The organism is Spirosoma humi, assembly GCF_054776575.1.
Genome location: NZ_BAAHBR010000015.1, coordinates 714827 through 734965, shown reverse-complemented (window position 1 = coordinate 734965; position 20139 = coordinate 714827). Strand labels below are relative to the sequence as shown.

The following is a 20139-nucleotide window of genomic DNA, read 5'->3' as shown; positions in this document are numbered from 1 at the left end:
CGTGCTGTTGGTCGGGTAGGTCGTCACGTCCAGAGGTTGCGGAATGCCGTTGGCATCGGGTACGAAAGCCGTCGCGGTATGGGTGTAGTTTAGTTCCTGTAGCGATGGGGCCCGGAAGCCGGTAGCAATAGAGCCACGGATAGACAGGGTTTTGGTCAGCGAATAGCGAGCGGCCAGTTTTCCGATGGTTACCCCACCAAAATCCGAGTAATTTTCCAGACGGAAAGCGCCTGCCAGTAAAAATTTGCGGGTAAGTTCCAGTTCAGCATCTAAGTAGGCGGCCATTGTTGTCCGGAACTCGTTTCGCTCATTTTTGGGGCCAAATCCTGCAAAGCACTGACAGTTAGACGACAGGGATTTGACGGTTACCTGCTGTCCGGCAAATACGGATAGTGGATTGCCGCTGGCATCAACGATCGGGGCGCTGTTGGCGTCTTCAAGCGGTTTTCCGTCCGGGCCAATCAGCAGGCCGTCTTTCACTACGGAAAGAATGCCTGCGTTTCCGTAGGCGTAGCTCTCCTCCTGTCCTTTGATAATCTTGTAATTTTCAACCCGCATTTCTGCGCCAAAGGCGATGTTCAGCCCATTCATCACCCCTTTGAAATAGCGGGATAAGTCGAGGTTCGTCGAGTTCTGCGAGAACTGGTGTGTACCCAGATTCATGTTTACCGGCGAATTGGAGCCGAGGGATGCATTGAAGGTATTGACCATACCCAGGCGCATGGTGTTCCGGCCAAATGTGTTGCTGAAGTCAACGCTGAAATCACCGATCTTGCTTTTGAGGCCGATGGTGTTCGAGATATCCGACGTGTTGGACGTCATTTGAGGTCTGAATCCGTTCGGGTAGAGCAGGTAGTTGAATCGGTCGGTTTGAGCGGGTCGGCGGAAATAGCATGAGAAGCCTTCCAGGTACTTATAGGATGCTCCGCCAAAACTATAGATGGTTGTGGTCGGGTTTATTTCGTAACCAGCATTGTAAAAAGTACTTCCCAGCGTAATGGCTGGCATACCCGCATATACCGCGAAGTCGGCTTTGGTCAGGCCGCGGGCACTCATCAGGCCCGTTTCGGTTTTCAGAGCCGTAATCTGCGCTGTATTACCGGCTACCTGCGCACTGATCAATTCGGGGTTCGTGATGACCGGATTTCCATTCTTGTCTGTTCGCAGGTTGTTCAGGTAGGTATTGTCAAAGAAGCCCCAGTCGTTGACAAACGGCCGCAGGGTGGGTCGGCGCTGGGTAATCTGGCCTGAAATATTGAAATAGCCTTTGTCGCTGATTTTGAATCCGTAGTTGGCATCGAACTGATAATTGAATCCGTCCGGTTTTCCCGACTTGGTCAGCGCTCCGGCCTGGCCGCCCGTGTTGGCATAACCGCCACCGGTAAGGCTACCCGTTAGTTTGTTCGTTCCTTTTTTCAGGATAATATTGACCACACCCGCTACCGCGTCGGAGCCATACTGCGCGGCCGCCCCATCACGAAGTATTTCGACCCGGTCGATGGCCGAAACAGGAATGGTCATCAAATCGACGGTGGTCGATGGGCTACCAACGGCTGTTTCGGTAATGAGCAGGGCAGAAGTATGCCGTCTTTTGCCGTTGACAAGCACCAGTATCTGGTTGGGAGCCATGTTGCGCAATTGAACAGGATCGACGTGCGAGTTAAGATCGCCCCCCTGCGACCGGACAGCGTTGAAACTCGGCGCTACGAAGGCAAGCATCTGGGCCAGATCCATTTGAGGAAGTTCGCCCATAATATCCTTGATCGAGATGACATCGACGGGGACGGGCGTTTCCAGAATGGTGCGACCTGCATTGCGCGACCCCGTTACGATCAGTTCGGTCAGTTGCGTGGCGTCCTCATCCAGCGATATGTTGAAATTGGTCTCATTACCTACTTTTACCTCCTTCGATTTGAATCCGATAAAGCTGATCACAAGGACATCGGTTGGCAACGCTTCGAGTGCAAACATACCCTGACTATCCGTAACGGCCCCTTTTCGTGTATTTCCTTTGACCAGTACGTTGACTCCCTGCAGGACTTCGGTATTGCCGCTTATGGAAACTTTGCCCGTTATTTTCCGGCTTTGAGCCCACGTTTCTACGGGGCATAAGGCAACCAGCATACATAGGGTGACCAACAGGTGATACTCATGTAATTTTCTTTTCATGGTTTGTATTTAATAAGATTGAACAAATGAGTAGTAAATAATTCAGGCATTCTGGCGTGTTGTATCAGGAGTAAGTTTTGGCAAAGGCAAGGGTAAAAACTGGGCAATAAGAAACCGGAAGCCGATTTTTCCGGCTTTACTAACGACTAAAAGGAAGGCTTAATTTTTTGCTGTAATCAGTTCAGTTATAGATGATTCTGTACGCTATAATCTTCCTGACTAGATAACCCCCTGGAAAGTACCCGTGCGCACGGTTAGAGAGTAGTATTCACTGTTATTAATCAAATATTAATATTATACTATTGGAAAACAACAGTTATGCAAAATATAATTTTAAAATGTTAAATAAATGCAGTAGATGGTTAATTGACGTCTATTTTGTTCACCAATAAGATTTCGTCAGTTACTGGTTGTTCCATATGCATGGCTGTAGGTTTGGCGTAGAAAGTTAGGCTCATTCGGGGCTACTGCCCCTTTCCCTCACAATCGCCGTTCCGGCAACTTTGAATGCTTATCTTGCTGTGTCAACGAATTGTGAATTTTACGGTATAGTCCTCTGTCCAACAAATGATTACATGTATATGAGCTACATCTTCTCGCTGGTTTTTATTTTGCTTTACTCAGTTTCTGCGCTGGCCCAGAATGCGCGCAACGTGGTGGAAGCTCAGCATTTTATTAAACTGGGCAATACGTTACGAATGGTTGATCGGCCTGAGCAGGCCATTGACTTGCTGTTGAGGGCCTTGCCCGCCGTGAAGGCTAAGGATGAATACATGGAGGCTGTGGCCTACGAAAATCTGGGCTTTGCCTACCGTGAGCAGGAGAACAGCCAGACGGCGTTGGGCTATTTTCATAAGGCCCACGGGCTATACAAGAAATTGAATTTCGGAGCGAGCGAAGCTGCGATGCGGCAGTTGATCAGCGAAACGGCATCGAAAGACCTCTATGCGGGCATCGATGTGGGGGCCTCGGGCGTGAAGCTGGCTATTTTCCGGACAGTTTACGAGAATGGGTTTTACAACAAGGACGTTAAGGTTAAACCCATTGCTCCCAACGTAACCCTGGTGTCGGGTACGGCCCAGTCGTTTAAGGATGGGCAGGAGGTGATGAAAACTTATCTGGATTCGATTCGGCGTTACAATATTCCCGCCGACCATATTTATGTTGCCTTTAGTAGCGGGGTCAACGAAACATTGGGTAAAACACCTGCCAAGAAAAAGAAACTCTACGAATTGTTTTCGGCACTGGTGACCAATAGCCTACCCGGCAGCGACAGCCTGTTTATTGACTCTACGCTGACGGCTGCCCGTGAAGCCGAACTGTTCATGATCGGCTCTATTCCCCGAAAGCTTTGGCTCACAGCGTCTTGTGTCGATATTGGGAGTGGAAATACCAAGGGCGGCTATTACGATAGCGGCCATCGGTTTCATTCCGTCAGTTTACCCATTGGCACCAAAACACTGGCTAACCTGATCGATAACAACCGATCTCTGTCCATTGATGCCTATAAAAAAGAAGCGCAGCAGGTTATCAAAATGATGGCTGATACGGCTATTAATGTGGAGTTCAACACCACAAGCCCCGGCCTGCACCAACGCAGAACCGTAGCGCTGGGCGGTGGCATAGCCTGGGCCATGGCCGCCTACCTGCATCCTGAAAAAGCAGGTACGACGGCCGTACCCCTGACACTGGCCGATGCCGAACGCTTTGCTCGCTTGGCCATGACGGATTACCAAAGTCTGATTCACCCCGACTTGTCTGACCTGACGGACCCGGTTGTGCGCCGAAAGGCGGAGGCCGACCTGGCTAATGTGCAGAACCAGTTCAACGAAAAACAGCTTATTGCCGGTTCATTGCTGCTGGAAGCCGTTATTCGGGCCTACGCCGACACGTCGATACCCAAGCGATTTGTATTTATCCGCGACTCGGATATCAGTTGGGTAACGGGCAAGTTTCTGGAAACGCTCAACCAAAACTACGAGAAAGCCATCGCCAGAGACGCCCGGTGATATAGCTGAACTCACGCTATCGACTCTCCCGATGCCCAGACGCCCTTCACGTTCATGGCTTGATCCAGCCGGACCAGATTGGCAACGTAATCAGGCTGAATTTTGCCCAGTTGATCACCCATGCCAATGATTTCGGCGGGAATGACCGAGGCCATTCGGAGCGCATTCGTCAGCGGAATTCCGGCTTGCTCAACGGCAATCTTAACGCAGTCGATCAGCGTAATGGCCGATCCAGCCAGATTGCCTTCGTTATTGACATAGCGTCCGGGGCGTGGTTGATCGGGCTCAAAATGAACGATAAACTGCCCCAGCTCGAAATTGGGTCGGGGAGGATTGGCAAAGAGCGCGTCCGAGATCAGAAACAATCGTTCCGGTTCACCCGCGGGGCACAGCAGCCGGTAGGCAATGCGAATAGCGGTTGGGTTGCAGTGGTACCCGTCGGCAATGATACTGGCGTGCACGGTCGGGTGATCGAAAACGGCCCCCACAACCCCTGGCTCCCGGCTCTCGAAGCCGCGCATGGCGTTGTAGAGGTGCGTGGCCAGCGGAATACCCTCGTTGAACGCCGTGGTGGCTTGCTGATACGTCGCATTACTATGGCCGAGGGAAAGAAGCGTGTTTGCGTGCTTCAGCTTTTTTATGGTGCCGAGCTGGTCGGGCGTCAGAATTTCGGGGGCCAGCGTTAATATCCGAATAACATCGGCGTTGGCGCTGAACAGGGTTTCCAGTTCGCCATCGGCGGGCGTTCGAACGTAGGCCATGCTGTGCGCACCCCGTTTGATCGGGTTAAAATACGGGCCTTCAACGTGAATGCCCGGTACGCCAAACGGATTTTCTGCCCGTACAACCTGCACGGCTGCCATCGACTCCTGCATGATCGCGAGCGACGTAGAATGGATGGTGGGCAGTAGAGTCGTGGTACCGTTACGGGAGTGGGAATCGTAAATATGCCGAACCGTTTCGGGGGTTGGCTGATCGTTCAGAAATAAGTCGGAGCCGCCGTAGAGTTGCAAATCGACAAGACCCGGAACCAGATAATCGCCACCCAGATCGATGACCGTGGCGTTGTCGAGATCACTTTGGGTGGGTGTTGAGGAGCTAATTGCCTGGATACGGCCGTTTTCAATGCGGACGGATGCATTTGGTAACCATTCGGTTCCGGTAAATAAATGGGCGTTGGTGAAAATAAGGGTCATGCTTGTTCAGCCTGAATGTTAGTTGAGTTGCCTGATGCGTTCGGTGTTTTTAGAGACGGCGTTGACCAGTTCGGAATCGGGCAGATAGTCGATAATTCGGTTATTCTGTCGAAAAAGAGCAACCCATCTGCTACCCTAACGCAGATAATGGCCGGAATGTAGTCGATTTTTCGTTTTTTTGCGAACTATTTCGTGTCAGTACCAACCTGTTTATCTCTTGAACGCTGTTCGTTTAACTCCCCCCGCCACGCTCACGCAGCCCGGTCTCGTCCAGGCCACCATTCCACTGGCTTCGTCGAAAAGTGAAAGCAACCGCGCGTTAATCATCGACGCACTCACCGGATTTCGCTGCGACTTACAAAACCTCTCGACCGCCCGGGATACGCAGACGATGATCCGGTTGCTGAAATCAACCGATCCGACGGCCGATGTCCTGGATGCTGGTACAACCATGCGTTTTCTGACGGCTTATTTTGCCGTTACGGGTCAGGAAAAAATAATGACGGGGACGCCCCGGATGTGCGAGCGACCCATCGGAATTCTCGTGGATGCCTTGCGTACGCTGGGTGCCAAGATCACTTATTTGAACCAGGAAGGGTATCCGCCCCTGCAAATCAAGGGGTTCTCCTCGTCGGGGGAGTCTAGTAACCGGCTGAGCATTCGTGGGGATGTAAGCAGTCAGTACATCTCAGCGCTTGTGATGATTGCCCCCTTGCTTCCTGAGGGATTGACCCTGGAACTGACGGGCGCTGTTGGCTCCCGCCCTTACATTGAGATGACGCTCGAACAGATGCGGTACTTCGGAGCCGATGTTCAGGCCGATTGGGAGACAAAGACGATTACCGTTGCTCCCCAACCGTATACGCCCAAACCATATGCGATTGAATCCGATTGGTCGGGGGCAAGTTACTGGTACAGTGTGGCGGCTTTGGCCAAAGATGAAACGGCAGAGATCAATTTGCTGGGCCTGAAAGCGAAGTCGCTCCAGGGCGACAGCGCGATTGCCGACATCATGCGCGCGCTGGGTGTCGAGAGTACATTCACGGATTCGGGGGTGCGGTTAACCAAAGGCCCAACGGCTACATCGCTGGCCTGGGATTTTACGGATTGTCCGGATCTGGCCCAGACCGTGGCCGTTTGTGCTGCCGTGAAAGGCGTTGTACTCCGGCTGACGGGTATCGAGAGTTTAAAGATAAAGGAAACCGATCGGGTGGCGGCCTTACAGGCTGAGTTACAGAAGGTTGGTGCTGAACTGGTCGAGATTGAACCGAATCATTTATACGAAGTTCATCAATTGGCGGTAAGCCCTTCGGGCCCGGCCACCATCGCTACCTACGACGATCACCGGATGGCCATGGCCTTTGCGCCGGTAGCCATGCAGCACGAAATCATCATTGACGAACCCGGTGTCGTGGCGAAATCTTATCCTTCCTTCTGGGATGATATGGCGCAAGTGGCAACGGTAGCTTACATACATTAAGTCGAAAACTGTAAATAGTAACCCACGATGACACACCGGGAGCAATTCGAACAGCAGGGCTATCTCATTGTCCGTAAGGTGTTTACGCCCGACGAAGTAGCCAAATTACGTCAGGCGGCCTATGAACACCGGGACCGACAACAAAAACTCGGTCAGATAGCCCAGGTCAAGCAAGCAGCTTCGGTGAAAGGTGATCTGTTAAGTAAAGAAGGCCTGGGCTGGGTTATTTATGACCCGAGAATTGTGGCCATAGCCACCGAAATTCTGGGCGATACACCCGTCTATTTCTCCGATAGTACGTATCAGATTGGTACGGGTACCCGCGGTTTTCATCGGGACAACATCGATCGCTATCAGTTTGGCCAGGGGGCCGATTGGGAGGGACCCTATTCGCTTATCCGCTTCGGTATTTATTTACAGAACCACGACAGCTACAGTGGTGGAATTCGATTTAAAGCTGGGAGTCATGACGCAGCCGACGGGGCTGATGTCTTTGCCGACACGCGGGCGGGCGATATTGTGGTCTGGAACATGCGAACGCTTCACAGTGGTAATGCCCGCCGACTAAAAGTGCTGACCAATCTACCGCTGCATGTGGGCCTGGAAAATCGCCTGCCCGATTTTCTGTTTCGTGAGCAGCAGGGCGAACGGGTATCGCTGTTTTTCAGCTATGGTTTGGAAGGAAAGCACCTCGACCGTTACCTCGAGCAGCACATTCAGAAACGAGCCGATATGCAGGAAAACGTGCGTTTATCTACGTACTCGCCCGAAACCCTTAAAAAAGCGGAACAGAATAGTGTGAAAGTGCTGGATATGAAGAAGTTGGTTTAGTGTATAGGGTCAACTGCCAATGCCTTCGCTGAGTTTGTGGGTTCCGCCCGAAGCTTGGGTTGGGGTATAGGTCGTAGGGAGTGTAATGCGAAACGTAGTCCCTTTTCCTTCGATGGAATCGACCTGAATATGACCATGATGCAATTCAATAATGCGTCGCGTCAGAGCCAGGCCAATGCCGTGACCAGCGATGGTCATGGTTGATTCTGAGCGGTAAAAAGGCTCGAAAATATGTGGAAGATCGTTGGCTGGAATGCCATAGCCCTGATCGCTGAAGGTAAGCTTTAGCTGCCCCCGTTCAAATAGTATCCGTACCGACACGCTCGCGTCGGGGGAGTATTTGCAGCCGTTTTCCATCAGGTTCTGGAAGGCTGTTTGCAGGAGCGATTCTTCCCCGACAATAACCAGTTCTTCTTCGTGGACGGGAAGGTTGTCGAAATCAATATCAATCTGATAAGCTGGCTTTTTATTGATAATCTGGCTTTGCGCCTGCCACAACAGCTCATCAATGCGTACCGGCTCGTAGTTGAGCGTGACCATGTCCGAACTGGCGCGGGCTAGTTCGAGCAGGCCGTTCACGAGCCGAATCATACTCTTCACCTCATCCAGCAACGCATCGAAGGCAACTTCATATTCCTCCGTCGTGCGTGCCTGCAGCCGGGTTACTTCAATCTGGCCCATCATGACCGTGAGTGGGGTGCGCAACTCATGCGACGCGTGCGAAACGAAGCTTTTCTGCAAGACAAACGCTTCTTCGAGCCGGGTGAGCAGATCGTTGAACGTTCGGGCCAGATCCGCCAGCTCATCGCGCTGGCGACCCACCCGCAATCGTTCGTGGATATTGGTTGCCGAGATGGCGTTCACCTGGGTAATGAGTTCGGCCACGGGCCTTAACGCATCGGTTGCAAACAGATAACCCGCTATCCCTACAATAATCAGGCTTAATAGCCAACCCGAAAAGAGAATTTCCCGGAGCCGGTCCAGCTTACTTAAGCCATAGCGATCGTTGCCCGAAGCAACAATGATTAAGGGTTCTTTTCGGGCGTTCAAATGCAAAACGGCAATCGCTTCGATATCACCTATTCGACTATACTGGGGGTTCTGATAAGTAACTTTGTTTAGAAATGCCGGTGTTACCGGAAAGCGGGGGCGCTTGGTTTCCTGGTTGTATAAAACCGTGCCCTGCCGATTGTAAATCGTGACCTGCTCATCTGTCATTACGGGCAGATCGGCCCGTGGCACCTCGCCTACGTCCTCCCGTAGCCGGACCGTCGTGTACGCTTTCTCCACGAGACGCTGCTGAAATTCCTGCTCGCGGAACTGGTCATACAGGTAGTAAACGGAGACCGTGAAAAGCAGGACAATCGAAGCAACCAGTAATACGAATAACAGGGTCAGGCGTGTGCGGATGTTCATTGTTTAGAAGTTAGGAGTCAGGAGCTAGTGTTGAGAGTTGCCGACGCGCCAACAATGCGGACGTCAGCAACTCCCAACACTAGCCCCTAACTCCTAATACTTAAACTTACTCTTCTTTCAACATATACCCCATGCCAATAACTGTATGAATAAGTTTGGTTGGGAAATCCTTGTCAATTTTTTTGCGGAGGAAATTGACATACACATCGATGACATTCGTGCCCGTGTCGAAGTGAATATCCCAGACTTTTTCGGCGATATCGACCCGTGAAACGACGCGGCCCCGGTTTCGCATTAAATAGTCGAGCAGACCGAATTCTTTGGCCGTCAGCTCAATGCGTTTGTCACCCCGGCGAGCAATTTTTTCGTTTAGGTCAAGTTCCAGGTCGGCTACTTTGAGCACATTGGCCTGCATGCCAGCGTCGCTGCTTCGTTTGGTCAGTGCGCGTAAGCGAGCCATCAACTCCCGAAACTCAAATGGCTTCACCAGGTAATCGTCGGCACCTGCTTCGAAGCCCGTAAGTTTATCGTCTACCGAACCCATAGCGGTCAGCATCAGAACGGGTGTCCGATTCTTTTCCTGTCTGATGGACTGAACCACATCAAAGCCGTTCATTTTAGGCAGGTTGATATCTAACACAATCACGTCATAGAGGTTGTTGAGGGCCATGTTACGGCCAACTTGCCCATCGTAGGCCACATCTACTTCACACGACTGCTCCTCCAGCCCCTTCTTGACGAAGGAGGCTAATTTGGGTTCGTCTTCTACTACCAGGATCTTCATATCGGCAACATACATAGCTATCGGCTGATTTAAAAACGGCAGATTAATTTATTTATTAAAAGATATACACAGCCTCGCTAAAAATGCTACCTAAATGTCGGTAGATGTTTACTTGGTTGAGAGCTTAAAACTCGCCGTATAACCTTAAAAGGAGTTGAAAATAGAATTAAAAGGCAGTTAAATAAAAATTAGACTTTTGGCTATAAAAGTGCTGTGTTTATGAATACGTAACTGGAAGCCAGGATAACGTGTATAAGGAAAAAAAGAAACCTATATAAACAAATGCGTTTCGATTACTAACAAAAAAGCCGCTCCGAATATCGGGGCGGCTTTCCGCTTCTATCCACACCATTTCAAGACTGGCGACCGGGCGGCCGCCTAATCTTGATGTTCAACCTTCCCTTTGTAAAGGATTGTTATGCTAAAAGTAAGCAATTTTTTTATATATACAGAAAAGCAAGCACTTTTCTGCTAAAACACCCTGCAATGTTGCAATTTCTTTTTAAAAAAAACGTAAAACCGTGGTTAAAATTATTTAACGTGCCCGAAAAATCAATAATTAAATTGTGCTGAACTTTTGCCGGTAAAACGCATAGAATATCAGCGGAAATATAAACAGCGTCAGAAGAGTTGCCGTAATCAATCCACCAATAACGACAATGGCCAGTGGCTTGGCCGTTTCGGAACCAATACCATGCGAAATTGCCGCGGGAATCAGGCCGATACCGGCCATCATGGCGGTCATCACCACGGGTCGTATCCGGGAAATAACGCCCTCTCGTATCGCGTCAGTTAAAGGGATACCGTTGCGCAGGTTCTTCTTGAAGACGGAAATGAGGATTACGCCGTTCTGAATACAAATTCCGAAGAGGGCGATGAAGCCAATGCCTGCCGAAATGCTGAAGTTGACATGCGTGACGAGCAGGGCTGCAATGCCGCCAATGATCGCGAAGGGTACGTTGAAAAGCACCAGACCTGCGTCTTTTACATTGCCAAATAAGATGAACAGGATAAAAAAGATCGCCAGTAAGCTAATCGGAACAACCTGCGCTAACCGGGCTGTGGCGCGTTGCTGGTTCTCAAAATCACCCGCCCATTTGGCCGTATAACCAGCCGGAAGTTTCACGTTGGCCTGCACTTTCTGCTGAGCCTCGGCCACGGCGCTACCCATGTCGCGGCCCCGCACCGAAAACTTGACCGCTCCGTAGCGCTGGCTCGCTTCCCGGAAAATCAGTACGGGCCCGGTTTGTGTGTATACATTGGCGATTTCTTTGATCGGAATCATACTGCCATTTTCAGTCGGCACCATCAACTGACGAATCTGTGACTCGCTGGAACGGAACGGGCGGTCGTATCGGATACGAAGGTCGAACTTCCGCTCGCCTTCATAAATCTGAGTAGCCGCCTTACCACCGATCGCCATTTCAATCACCGCTTCGGCATCTGATTTATTGACGCCATAAACGGCCAGTTTGTGTTCATCCAGTTCAATGCGCATTTCGGGCTGACCCGTCGTGCGGATAACGCCCAGATCTTCGATGCCCTGCACCGTAGCCAACTGATTGCGGATCTCGTTGGCTTTTGTCTCCAGAATACCCTGATCCGGACCGTAAATTTTGACGGCAATGGACCCCTTCACCCCCGATACAGCCTCTTCGACGTTATCCATGATGGGTTGGGAAAAGCCAAAGTTGACACCCGGAAAAACGCTGAGTTTCTCCTGCATTTTTTCAATCAGCTCTTCTTTGCTCAACCCACTTTTCCAGTCGTCCTGCGGGTAAATATCCACCAGGAATTCGATGTTGTAGAAGCCGGTCGGATCCGTACCGTCATTGGGGCGGCCGGTTTGCGAAATAACACCCTTCACCTCCGGGAACTGCTCGAAAATATGACGCATCAGCACCGTCTGTTTGACGGACTCCGGCAGCGAAATACTCATGGGCATCGTCGCCCGTACGTAGATAGAGCCTTCATTTAGCTCGGGTAAAAACTCGGTTCCCAGCAACGTGAAGCCCGACAGCCCAACCGCTACCAGAATGCCGGTCAGAATGATACTGATTTTTCTGTGAGCAAACGTAAAGTTGAATAACCGCGTCGAGAAGCTCGTCACCGCGTTGACGAAGGGATTGTGTTTCTCCCGAACGTCTTTCTTGAGCAGAATACTGGCCAGGACCGGCACCAGCGTCAGGGTGAAAATGAGCGCACCGAGGAGCGCGAAGCCGAGTGTCCAGGCCAGCGGAGAGAACATTTTGCCCTCTACTTTCTGGAACGAGAAAATCGGGATCAAACAGGTGATAATGATGGCTTTAGAAAAGAAGATGGCCTTGCCCATCTCGGTGCCCGTTTTCCGGATGATGCCCATTTTGGCCAGCCGATTGAACGTAGCCATTCCTTTCTCGTGGGCCAGTTCGTCGAGCGTCACGAAAATGCCCTCCACCATCACCACGGCACCGTCTACGATGATCCCGAAATCGATGGCCCCCATGGACAGTAAATTGGCCGACATGCCTTTTAACCGCAGGCAGATAAAGGCAAACAACAACGCCAGCGGAATCACAATGGATACCGTCACGGTGGTACGCCAGTCGGCCATGAAGATAAAGACGATGACCGTTACGAAGACGATCCCCTCGATGAGGTTATGCGTAACCGTGTGGGTGGCAAAATTGATGAGCGTTTCCCGGTTGTAGAAGGTATTTATTTCTACATCGCTGGGTAAAATGCTGGTGTTCAGTTCATTGATTTTGGCTTTCACCCGATCAATCACTTCACTTGGGTTTTCGCCTTTGCGCATCACAACGATACACTCGACCGCATCGTCTTCCTTGTCGCGGCCCGCCTGCCCAAGCCGGGGCAAGGCCGATTCCGAGACCTGGGCGACGTTATGAACCGTGATGGGCGTTCCTTTAATATTCTTGATAATAATGTTCTGGATATCCTGCTGGTTTTTTAGCAGGCCAATACCCCGAACCACATAAGCTTCCGAATTTTTCTCAATGACATCACCACCCACGTTGACGTTGGCATTGGCAACGGCCTGGTACAATTGCAGGGGGGTAATGTTGTAATCGATCAGGCGACGGGGATCTACTGAAATCTCGTAGGTCTTTACCTCGCCCCCAAAGCTGACTACATCGGCAACGCCGGGTACGCTTTTCAACTGACGCTCGATCACCCAGTCCTGCAGTGTTTTCAGCTCACGGGCCGTGCGGGTAGGGGATTGAAGAGTATAGCGGAAAATCTCGCCGGTAGGACCGTAGGGGGGCTGCACATCGGGCTTGATTCCTTCGGGCAGTTCGACACCGTTGAGCAGGTTATTGACCTGCTGGCGCGCAAAGGCATCATCGACGCCATCATCGAACAGAATTTTGACGACCGACAGACCGAATAGCGACGTAGAGCGAATGTCGGTGCGCTTCTGCACGGAATTCAGGCCAATTTCAATCGGAATCGTTACGAACTTCTCGACCTCTTCTGCCGACCGGCCCGGCCATTGTGTAATGAGTGTAATCTGGGTGTTGGTAACGTCGGGGAAAGCTTCAATGGGTGTATTCTGATAGCTGATAACGCCCGCAACGACGGCCAGGCCTGTCAGAAAAAATATGAAAAACTTATTTTTCAGCGAAAATGATAAAATGCTCTTTATGAATTTATTCATACCGGTTACGGCGTGTACGTCTTTTAGGTCAACAAAAGTGCTGGTCTGAACTTAAATTGGCCTTAACCTGTGGTTAAAAGTGCGTTAAATAAGTAAGCAGAATTTCTGGTCGTAAACACCTGTGTGGATCGGGCATTACCAAACGAAGGCTAATTTTTTAAGCCTTTCTTCCGTTTGATAGGTTTACAGGGTACTAAACCAATCTACAGTCGTTAATTGTCTTACGTATTATGTCCGAAATCCAATCAAATTTTGGTCTTACCGATAGTAAAGAAGAAGGCGCCATAGGCGATGAACCCATAAATCCGCTACCCAGAGCGGTACTTCGCCCCAATTCACACTGGCTGCTGGACGGGGAATGGAAGTTTTCGATTGATGCCAATGACGCGGGTTTGCAGGACCGCTGGTTTTTGGGGCACCCCTACGAAGGCGTTGCCGAGTGGCCTGGTTCCATCGAAGAACACATGGCGCATGCAAAAGGACAAGTTAGCCCTGTTATCTGGCAGGATAAGGTGGTGGCCTGGTATGAACGCGAATTCGACCTGCCTGCGCGCACCGAGCCCCTTTCCAGTTCCATCATCCAGCTCACATTTGGCGCCTGTGGTTACGAGACCCGCGTGTGGCTTAACGGGCATCCGCTCAGCACCATTGAAGGCGAGGCTATTCATTATGGGGAATATACGTCCTTCTCCTATGAATTAGCCGATGAATTGCTGCGGCCCACCAACCGATTGACCGTCCGCATTGCCGATACGATGGACGCCGAAACTCCGCGCGGCAAGCAGGAGTCGCACGTGTATAAGCGGGGCGGGATCTGGTACCAGACATACACGGGTGCTGTGCGCTCCGTCTGGCTCGAAACCGTGGAGCGAAATCGGCTACGCTCGCGTGTGGGCGTGGTGAGCACCGTTGAAGATGAACTGGTGCGTTTTAGCCTGACTACCCGGATCCATGACCCCGGCAATTACACGCTGCGCCTGCAGGTATTCGAGCGAAAAGCACCGTTGTCATCGACGCCAATGGCCACGTCTGATTTTCCCTTGATGCTGGAAGCCGGGCAAAAACAGCAGCGAGTTGTGATCGAAGTGCCGGGGGCGCAACTCTGGTCGCACGAAAACCCGGTTCGGTATCGGCTCATTGCCCAGCTAATCGATGAAACTGGCCACGTCGCGCAGATTGAAACGCAGTTTGGCCTTCGAAAGATTGAAGCACGCGGACGATTTGTGTACCTGAACAACAAACCCATCTATCTGGACGGCATACTGTATCAGCCGGGCACGGCAACCTACGAAGAAATGAAACGGCACATGTTGGCCATGAAAGAACTGGGCTGTAATCTGGTGCGGGTTCACATCGCCGGTATCGACCCGCGCATTTATAACCTGGCTGATAAGTTAGGGTTATTGCTGTGGGTCGAAGTGCCCAGTCCGCATAGTTCAACGGCTCGCAGCCGACATAATCACGAAGCTGAGTTGATGCGTATGCTGGCCTTGATTGGCACGCACCCATCGGTTGTGATCTGGAGCCTGTATAATGAAGACTGGGGCGCGCAGGATATTGCGACAAATCCCAATACCCGGGAGTACATTACCAACATGTACCATTTCATGCAGCTCGCTTACCCGCAGTTTCTGGTGGTCGATAACGATGGCTGGCAACATATTTCCTACGAGGGTCGGCTTAAATCCGATCTGCTGACCGCCCATTTATATACACCTGATCCAAACCACTGGCAATCGCTCCTCGACCGGCTGGTGGCAGGGGATCTGGATACGGTGGCGGCTTTTCCGTTGGTCGTGGGCGATCCATTTTTTTACCGGCGGCAGGTTCCGCTGGTGGTTAGTGAGTGGGGTGGCTTCGGCTTTTCCAACTATGGCGGACCCCAGGGTGCAGAAGAGCGTACCGAGCGTATCCGTCAGTTTAAGCAGGAAATGCGCAAACGGGCAATTGCCGGCGATGTGTATACCCAGGCTACCAACATCGAAGATGAGCAGAATGGCCTGATCGACCCCCACACGGGCGAATTGTCCGTACCGGCTGGCTTACTGGCATCGGAGGGCTACAGCGAAATGCCCGCCCTGCCGGTGTAAGTAAGGCTGGAGCAGAAGTTTTTATCGACCTAACAGACCAGCAGATAGTCGCAGATGCAAAAGGCATTTTCTGGGGCTATCTGCTGTTGTTGTGGTAGGGGATGTCTGCCAGAAATATTACGTGGCCCCGTGCGCAATTTTATACGGGTCATCACGAATTCTGTAAGCGTTATTGAGGAGACAGAACCGAAATTTGTCAGTAAAACGAAACGAGCTAAACGCCCAAAATTATGGAAACCGTAAAATTCAAAACCAATATAAAATGTGGAAACTGCATTACTACCGTAACCCCCTTTCTGAATGAAGCCGTGGGAGAAGGGAACTGGCAGGTGGACATAAGCGATCCGAAGAAAGTGTTGACCGCCGAAAATGCAACGGCGGAGGAAGTCAGACAGGCGATTGAAAAAGCTGGTTACAAGGCAGAACCGCTTAACTAACAGAACCATGAATACGACCATTGCCGATTCGGGAACGACCACGGCCAGACGCGGAGCTGTGCCCGATATTCGGAAAACATATCCTGTGCTGGAAATGAGCTGTGCGGCCTGTGCGGTCAGTGTCGAATCCATTCTGAAACAAACGCCGGGAGTTAGTGCGGCTGGGGTAAACTACGCCAACCAGTCGGCCTGGGTCCAGTTCAATCCGGCCGTCGTTAGCCCAGAGGCCCTGCAACATGCCGTTCGGGAAATGGGCTACGACATTGTTATCGAAACGGAAGAAACGGGCCTGGACGCCCGGCAAGTGCAGGAAGATGCGAATCAAAAGCGGCTTCAGGGTCTCCGAAAACGGACGGCTTGGGCGTTGATTTTGTCGTTGCCCGTTGTGGTTATTGGCATGTTCTTCATGTCGCTTCCCTACGGCAACTACATCATGATGGGCTTGGCAGCACCGGTTGTGTTTGGTTTAGGTCAGCCATTTTTTGCAAATGCCTGGAAACAGGCCCGGCATGGCAAAGCCAATATGGATACCCTGGTGGCGCTGAGCACGGGCATCGCTTTTCTGTTCAGCGCGTTCATTACGCTTTACCCGGCGTACTGGCACAGTCGGAACGGCTCCAATGTTCATCCTCACGTGTATTTCGAAGCGGCTGCCGTTGTTATTACGTTCATTCTTCTGGGTAAACTGCTGGAAGAGCGAGCCAAACGAAACACGTCGTCAGCCATCAAAAAACTGATTGGTTTACAGCCCAAAACGGTGCGATTGATTGAAGGCGATACCGAGCGCGAGATTCCTACCGCTGCCGTGCAGGTTGGTCATTTGCTACGGGTGCGGCCGGGCGAACGAATTCCGGTAGACGGCCGGGTTGCGTCGGGTCAATCGTATGTCGATGAGAGTATGCTTAGCGGAGAGCCCGTACCTGTACTGAAACAGGTGGGGGAGCCAGTCTTTGCAGGTACGATCAACCAGAAAGGCAGCTTCCAGTTCCATGCCGAAAAAGTTGGTTCTGATACCCTGCTGGCGCAGATCATCCGCATGGTTCAGGAAGCGCAGGGCAGCAAAGCGCCCGTACAGCAGCTTGTCGATCGAATCGCCGGTATTTTTGTGCCCGTAGTGCTGGGCATAGCGGTGTTGACATTCGCGGTCTGGATGGTATTTGGCCACTACCTGGCCCCAAACAGCGATCCGTTTACCACGGCTCTGCTGACCTCTGTCGCTGTGCTGGTCATTGCCTGTCCGTGTGCGCTCGGGCTGGCAACGCCCACCGCCATTATGGTCGGCGTTGGCAAAGGGGCTGAAAACAATATACTGATAAAAGATGCCGAAAGTCTGGAGGTTGCCCATACGGTCGATGCCGTCGTGCTCGACAAAACGGGGACCATTACGGAAGGGAAACCCCTGGTTACCGATGCCCATTGGACTGTTCCTGTCAACGAGCAAGCCCAGCTGACGTCAATCTTATATTCGTTGGAGAAGCAGTCGGAGCACCCACTGGCCCAGGCGGTTACCGCTTTCCTGCCAACCCGTGCGTCGTTGCCCTTGGATACATTCGACAGTGTAACAGGCCGGGGCGTCAGGGCCACGTACCAAAACGTTGTTTACTATGCGGGTAACGAAAGCCTGTTGAGCGATAACCATATTACGGTACCTACTGACCTGGGTTTATATGCCGCTGGCTTGCAGAACCAGGCGAAAACGCTGATTTATTTTGCCCGTAAAAGTGAGTCTGCCGGACAGGTGCTTGCCGTGTTTGCCATTGCCGATCCTGTAAAGGCGAGTTCGAAGCAGGCGATTGACACCTTGCAGCGCCAGGGTATCGACGTGTATATGCTAACCGGCGATACTGGCCAAACGGCTGCCGCCGTCGCTAGTCAAGTGGGCATCCGGCATTACAAAGCCAACGTCATGCCGGGCGATAAAGCTGATTTTGTGAAAGCGCTGCAGGCCTCGGGAAAGGTGGTGGCGATGGTGGGTGATGGCATCAACGATTCGCAGGCGCTGGCCCAGGCCGACGTGAGTATTGCGATGGGGAAAGGATCTGACATTGCGATGGATGTAGCCCGAATGACACTCATTACATCCGATCTGACCAGCATTCCCAGGGCGCTCAACCTGTCGAGACAAACGGTTCGTGTTGTTCGTCAGAATTTGTTCTGGGCCTTTATCTATAACCTCATCGGCATTCCCATTGCGGCTGGTGTGTTGTTCCCGGCCTTTGGCTTTCTGCTGAATCCCATGATCGCCGGAGCCGCTATGGCACTGAGTTCCGTGTCGGTAGTGAGCAATAGCCTGCGGCTACGGGGCATGAACCTGTAGTTTCGAATCCCTCTATCGGCTGGAAAACGACCTGATGCAGACAATAAAGCCCGGCCAGAAATCTGGCCGGGCTTTGTTTGTAAATCTATTAGCCTTAAAAAATTGGCAGCTATGGCTACCCTTATTTGCCCACCGTACCACGCAGTGCACGTGGAATTTCGATGCTGGCAACGGGGTTAGATGCTTCTTCGAGCAGTTCGATGTTTTGTACAGAAATCTGACTAACACGAACCGATTTACCTAGGTCGAGTTTCGATACATCCACATCAATAAAGTCAGGGATGTTTTCAACAGTACCTTTAACGCGCAGTTTCCGAACGCGGGTTACCAGTTTACCACCTTTCTGAACACCCGGTGCTGTACCCAGTAAACGAACGGGAACGGCGATTTTAATGGGTTTTTTGTCCGTAATAAGCAGGAAATCGGCATGTAAAAGCACATCGCTTACAGGGTGGAACTGGGCTTCCTGAAGAATAGCCCGGTACTCAGCACCTTCAATGTTAAGCGCTACTTCAAAAATATTAGGCGTATAAATCAAATCGCGGAACAGAATCGCTGGTGCATAAAAATGCACTTGCTCTTCGCCACCATATAACACGCATGGAACATTGCCCTCGGCCCGAATCGCCTGTGATTCCGTGCGGCCGAGATTCGCTCGTTGATACCCTACAATCTCGAGTTTTTTCATGATTTTAACTTTTAAAGAGTGAAAGAGCAAATGAGCGAAAGAGCGAAAGATGCAGACGAATCGCTCTTTCACTCTTTCACTCTTTCGCTCTTTAGTATTTTATAAACAGTGAACTAATAGATTCATGGTCACGAATACGGCCAATGGCTTTTGCAAATAATTCAGCCACCGACAGTACCCTAATTTTTTCATTTGGTTGCTTCATCGGCAACGTATCCGCCACGACTAACTCCTGCAATACGGAATTAGCAATGTTTTCGTGCGCTTTGCCCGACATGATCGGGTGCGTACAAACGGCTCGAACCGATAAAGCGCCCTTGTCCATGATGATCTGGGCAGCTTTGGCCATCGTACCACCCGTATCGATCAAATCATCGACCAGGACAACGTTGGCACCTTCCACATCGCCAATCACCTGCATGGACGCAATTTCATTAGCCCGTTTGCGGTGTTTGTCGCACAACACAATGTCGGCATTGAAGTGTTTGGCAAACGTACGGGCCCGGTTGGCTCCCCCCACATCCGGCGAGGCAACCACCAGATTTTCCAGATTCAGGCTTCGGATGTACGGCACAAATACCGATGTTCCTTCCAGATGGTCAACTGGGAAATCGAAAAAACCCTGAATTTGTCCTGCATGCAAGTCAATCGTCATCAACCGGTCGACACCCGATGCCGCCAGTGTATTGGCGACCAGTTTGGCCGCAATCGACACGCGCGGTTTGTCTTTGCGATCCTGGCGGGCGTATCCGAAGTAAGGAATCACAACGGTTACATAGTGCGCTGACGCACGGCGGGCCGCATCGACCATCAGCATCAGCTCCAGCAGGTTATCAGCGGGGGGGGGCGTCGACTGGATGAGAAAAACATCGCAGCCACGCACCGACTCTTCAAAGCTGGGTGACATCTCACCGTCGCTAAAGCGTCGGCAGGTGTAACCACCTAAGTCTTTCCCGTAATAATGTGCAATTTTTTCGGCCAGATAGGTGGACTGACTGCCCGAAAAAATCTTAACCGGATTAAACGAAGCCATGTGTGCCGGACAAATTTCCCGCAAAGGTACG

14 protein-coding genes are annotated in these 20139 nt (G+C 51.5%); 7 read left to right on the top strand and 7 right to left on the bottom strand.

All coding sequences use genetic code 11. From position 1 onward, the window contains the following. On the bottom strand, positions 1–2169 hold a 2169-nt coding region (locus ACYU8Y_RS19385; protein ID WP_460939720.1), incomplete at its 3' end, for a TonB-dependent receptor. A 581-nt stretch (positions 2170–2750) separates the two neighbouring features. On the opposite strand from ACYU8Y_RS19385, the gene ACYU8Y_RS19380 reads away from it, so the two are divergent. Then, positions 2751–4178, top strand: a complete 1428-nt coding sequence (locus ACYU8Y_RS19380) for a tetratricopeptide repeat protein (RefSeq protein ID WP_460939719.1) — start codon at positions 2751–2753, stop codon at positions 4176–4178. An 11-nt stretch (positions 4179–4189) separates the two neighbouring features. Here the strand turns inward: ACYU8Y_RS19380 and nagA are convergent, their stop codons facing one another. Beyond that, positions 4190–5374 (bottom strand): N-acetylglucosamine-6-phosphate deacetylase, encoded by a 1185-nt coding sequence (gene nagA / locus ACYU8Y_RS19375; RefSeq protein WP_460939718.1) that lies wholly within the window; start codon positions 5372–5374, stop codon positions 4190–4192. A gap of 15 nt (positions 5375–5389) precedes the next feature. Between nagA and ACYU8Y_RS19370 the strand changes: the two genes are divergently transcribed. The 3 genes from ACYU8Y_RS19370 to ACYU8Y_RS19360 are packed head-to-tail and all read left to right on the top strand — an operon-like array spanning position 5390 to position 7685. Continuing rightward, the gene (locus tag ACYU8Y_RS19370) at positions 5390–5536 is read left to right on the top strand and encodes a hypothetical protein (protein ID WP_460939717.1); all 147 of its coding nucleotides are present in this window, start codon (positions 5390–5392) and stop codon (positions 5534–5536) included. A gap of 55 nt (positions 5537–5591) precedes the next feature. Then, positions 5592–6854 carry a 3-phosphoshikimate 1-carboxyvinyltransferase gene (locus ACYU8Y_RS19365; RefSeq protein ID WP_460939716.1) on the top strand — a complete coding sequence of 421 codons (1263 nt, stop codon included), beginning with the start codon at positions 5592–5594 and terminating at the stop codon, positions 6852–6854. 27 nt (positions 6855–6881) lie between these two features. Then, on the top strand, positions 6882–7685 hold the full coding sequence (locus ACYU8Y_RS19360) for a phytanoyl-CoA dioxygenase family protein (RefSeq protein WP_460939715.1): 804 nt from the start codon (positions 6882–6884) through the stop codon (positions 7683–7685). Between the two features lie 9 nt (positions 7686–7694). On the opposite strand, the gene ACYU8Y_RS19355 is transcribed toward ACYU8Y_RS19360, so the two are convergent. The 3 genes from ACYU8Y_RS19355 to ACYU8Y_RS19345 form a co-directional block, all read right to left on the bottom strand. Then, positions 7695–9101 (bottom strand): sensor histidine kinase, encoded by a 1407-nt coding sequence (locus tag ACYU8Y_RS19355; protein WP_460939714.1) that lies wholly within the window; start codon positions 9099–9101, stop codon positions 7695–7697. 106 nt (positions 9102–9207) lie between these two features. After that, positions 9208–9885, bottom strand: coding sequence for a response regulator (locus ACYU8Y_RS19350; protein WP_179945465.1), 678 nt, complete (start codon positions 9883–9885; stop codon positions 9208–9210). Positions 9886–10444: 559 nt separating this feature from the next. Further along, the gene (locus ACYU8Y_RS19345) at positions 10445–13543 is read right to left on the bottom strand and encodes an efflux RND transporter permease subunit (protein WP_460939713.1); all 3099 of its coding nucleotides are present in this window, start codon (positions 13541–13543) and stop codon (positions 10445–10447) included. A gap of 230 nt (positions 13544–13773) precedes the next feature. Here ACYU8Y_RS19345 and ACYU8Y_RS19340 point away from each other — a divergent pair, with 230 nt between their 5' ends. The 3 genes from ACYU8Y_RS19340 (at position 13774) to ACYU8Y_RS19330 (ending at position 18387) form a co-directional block, all read left to right on the top strand. Next, positions 13774–15633, top strand: coding sequence for a glycoside hydrolase family 2 protein (locus ACYU8Y_RS19340; RefSeq protein WP_460939712.1), 1860 nt, complete (start codon positions 13774–13776; stop codon positions 15631–15633). Positions 15634–15863: 230 nt separating this feature from the next. Beyond that, positions 15864–16070 (top strand): heavy-metal-associated domain-containing protein, encoded by a 207-nt coding sequence (locus ACYU8Y_RS19335; RefSeq protein WP_460939711.1) that lies wholly within the window; start codon positions 15864–15866, stop codon positions 16068–16070. Positions 16071–16077: 7 nt separating this feature from the next. Beyond that, positions 16078–18387: a heavy metal translocating P-type ATPase gene (locus ACYU8Y_RS19330; RefSeq protein WP_460939710.1), complete on the top strand. Its 2310-nt coding sequence runs from the start codon at positions 16078–16080 to the stop codon at positions 18385–18387. A gap of 121 nt (positions 18388–18508) precedes the next feature. Here ACYU8Y_RS19330 and ACYU8Y_RS19325 read toward each other — a convergent pair whose 3' ends face one another. Together ACYU8Y_RS19325 and ACYU8Y_RS19320 are read right to left on the bottom strand one after the other, a co-directional pair. Next, on the bottom strand, positions 18509–19075 hold the full coding sequence (locus tag ACYU8Y_RS19325; RefSeq protein ID WP_460939709.1) for a 50S ribosomal protein L25/general stress protein Ctc: 567 nt from the start codon (positions 19073–19075) through the stop codon (positions 18509–18511). A gap of 91 nt (positions 19076–19166) precedes the next feature. Continuing rightward, positions 19167–20108: a ribose-phosphate pyrophosphokinase gene (locus ACYU8Y_RS19320; RefSeq protein ID WP_460939708.1), complete on the bottom strand. Its 942-nt coding sequence runs from the start codon at positions 20106–20108 to the stop codon at positions 19167–19169. Positions 20109–20139 lie beyond the last annotated feature (31 nt).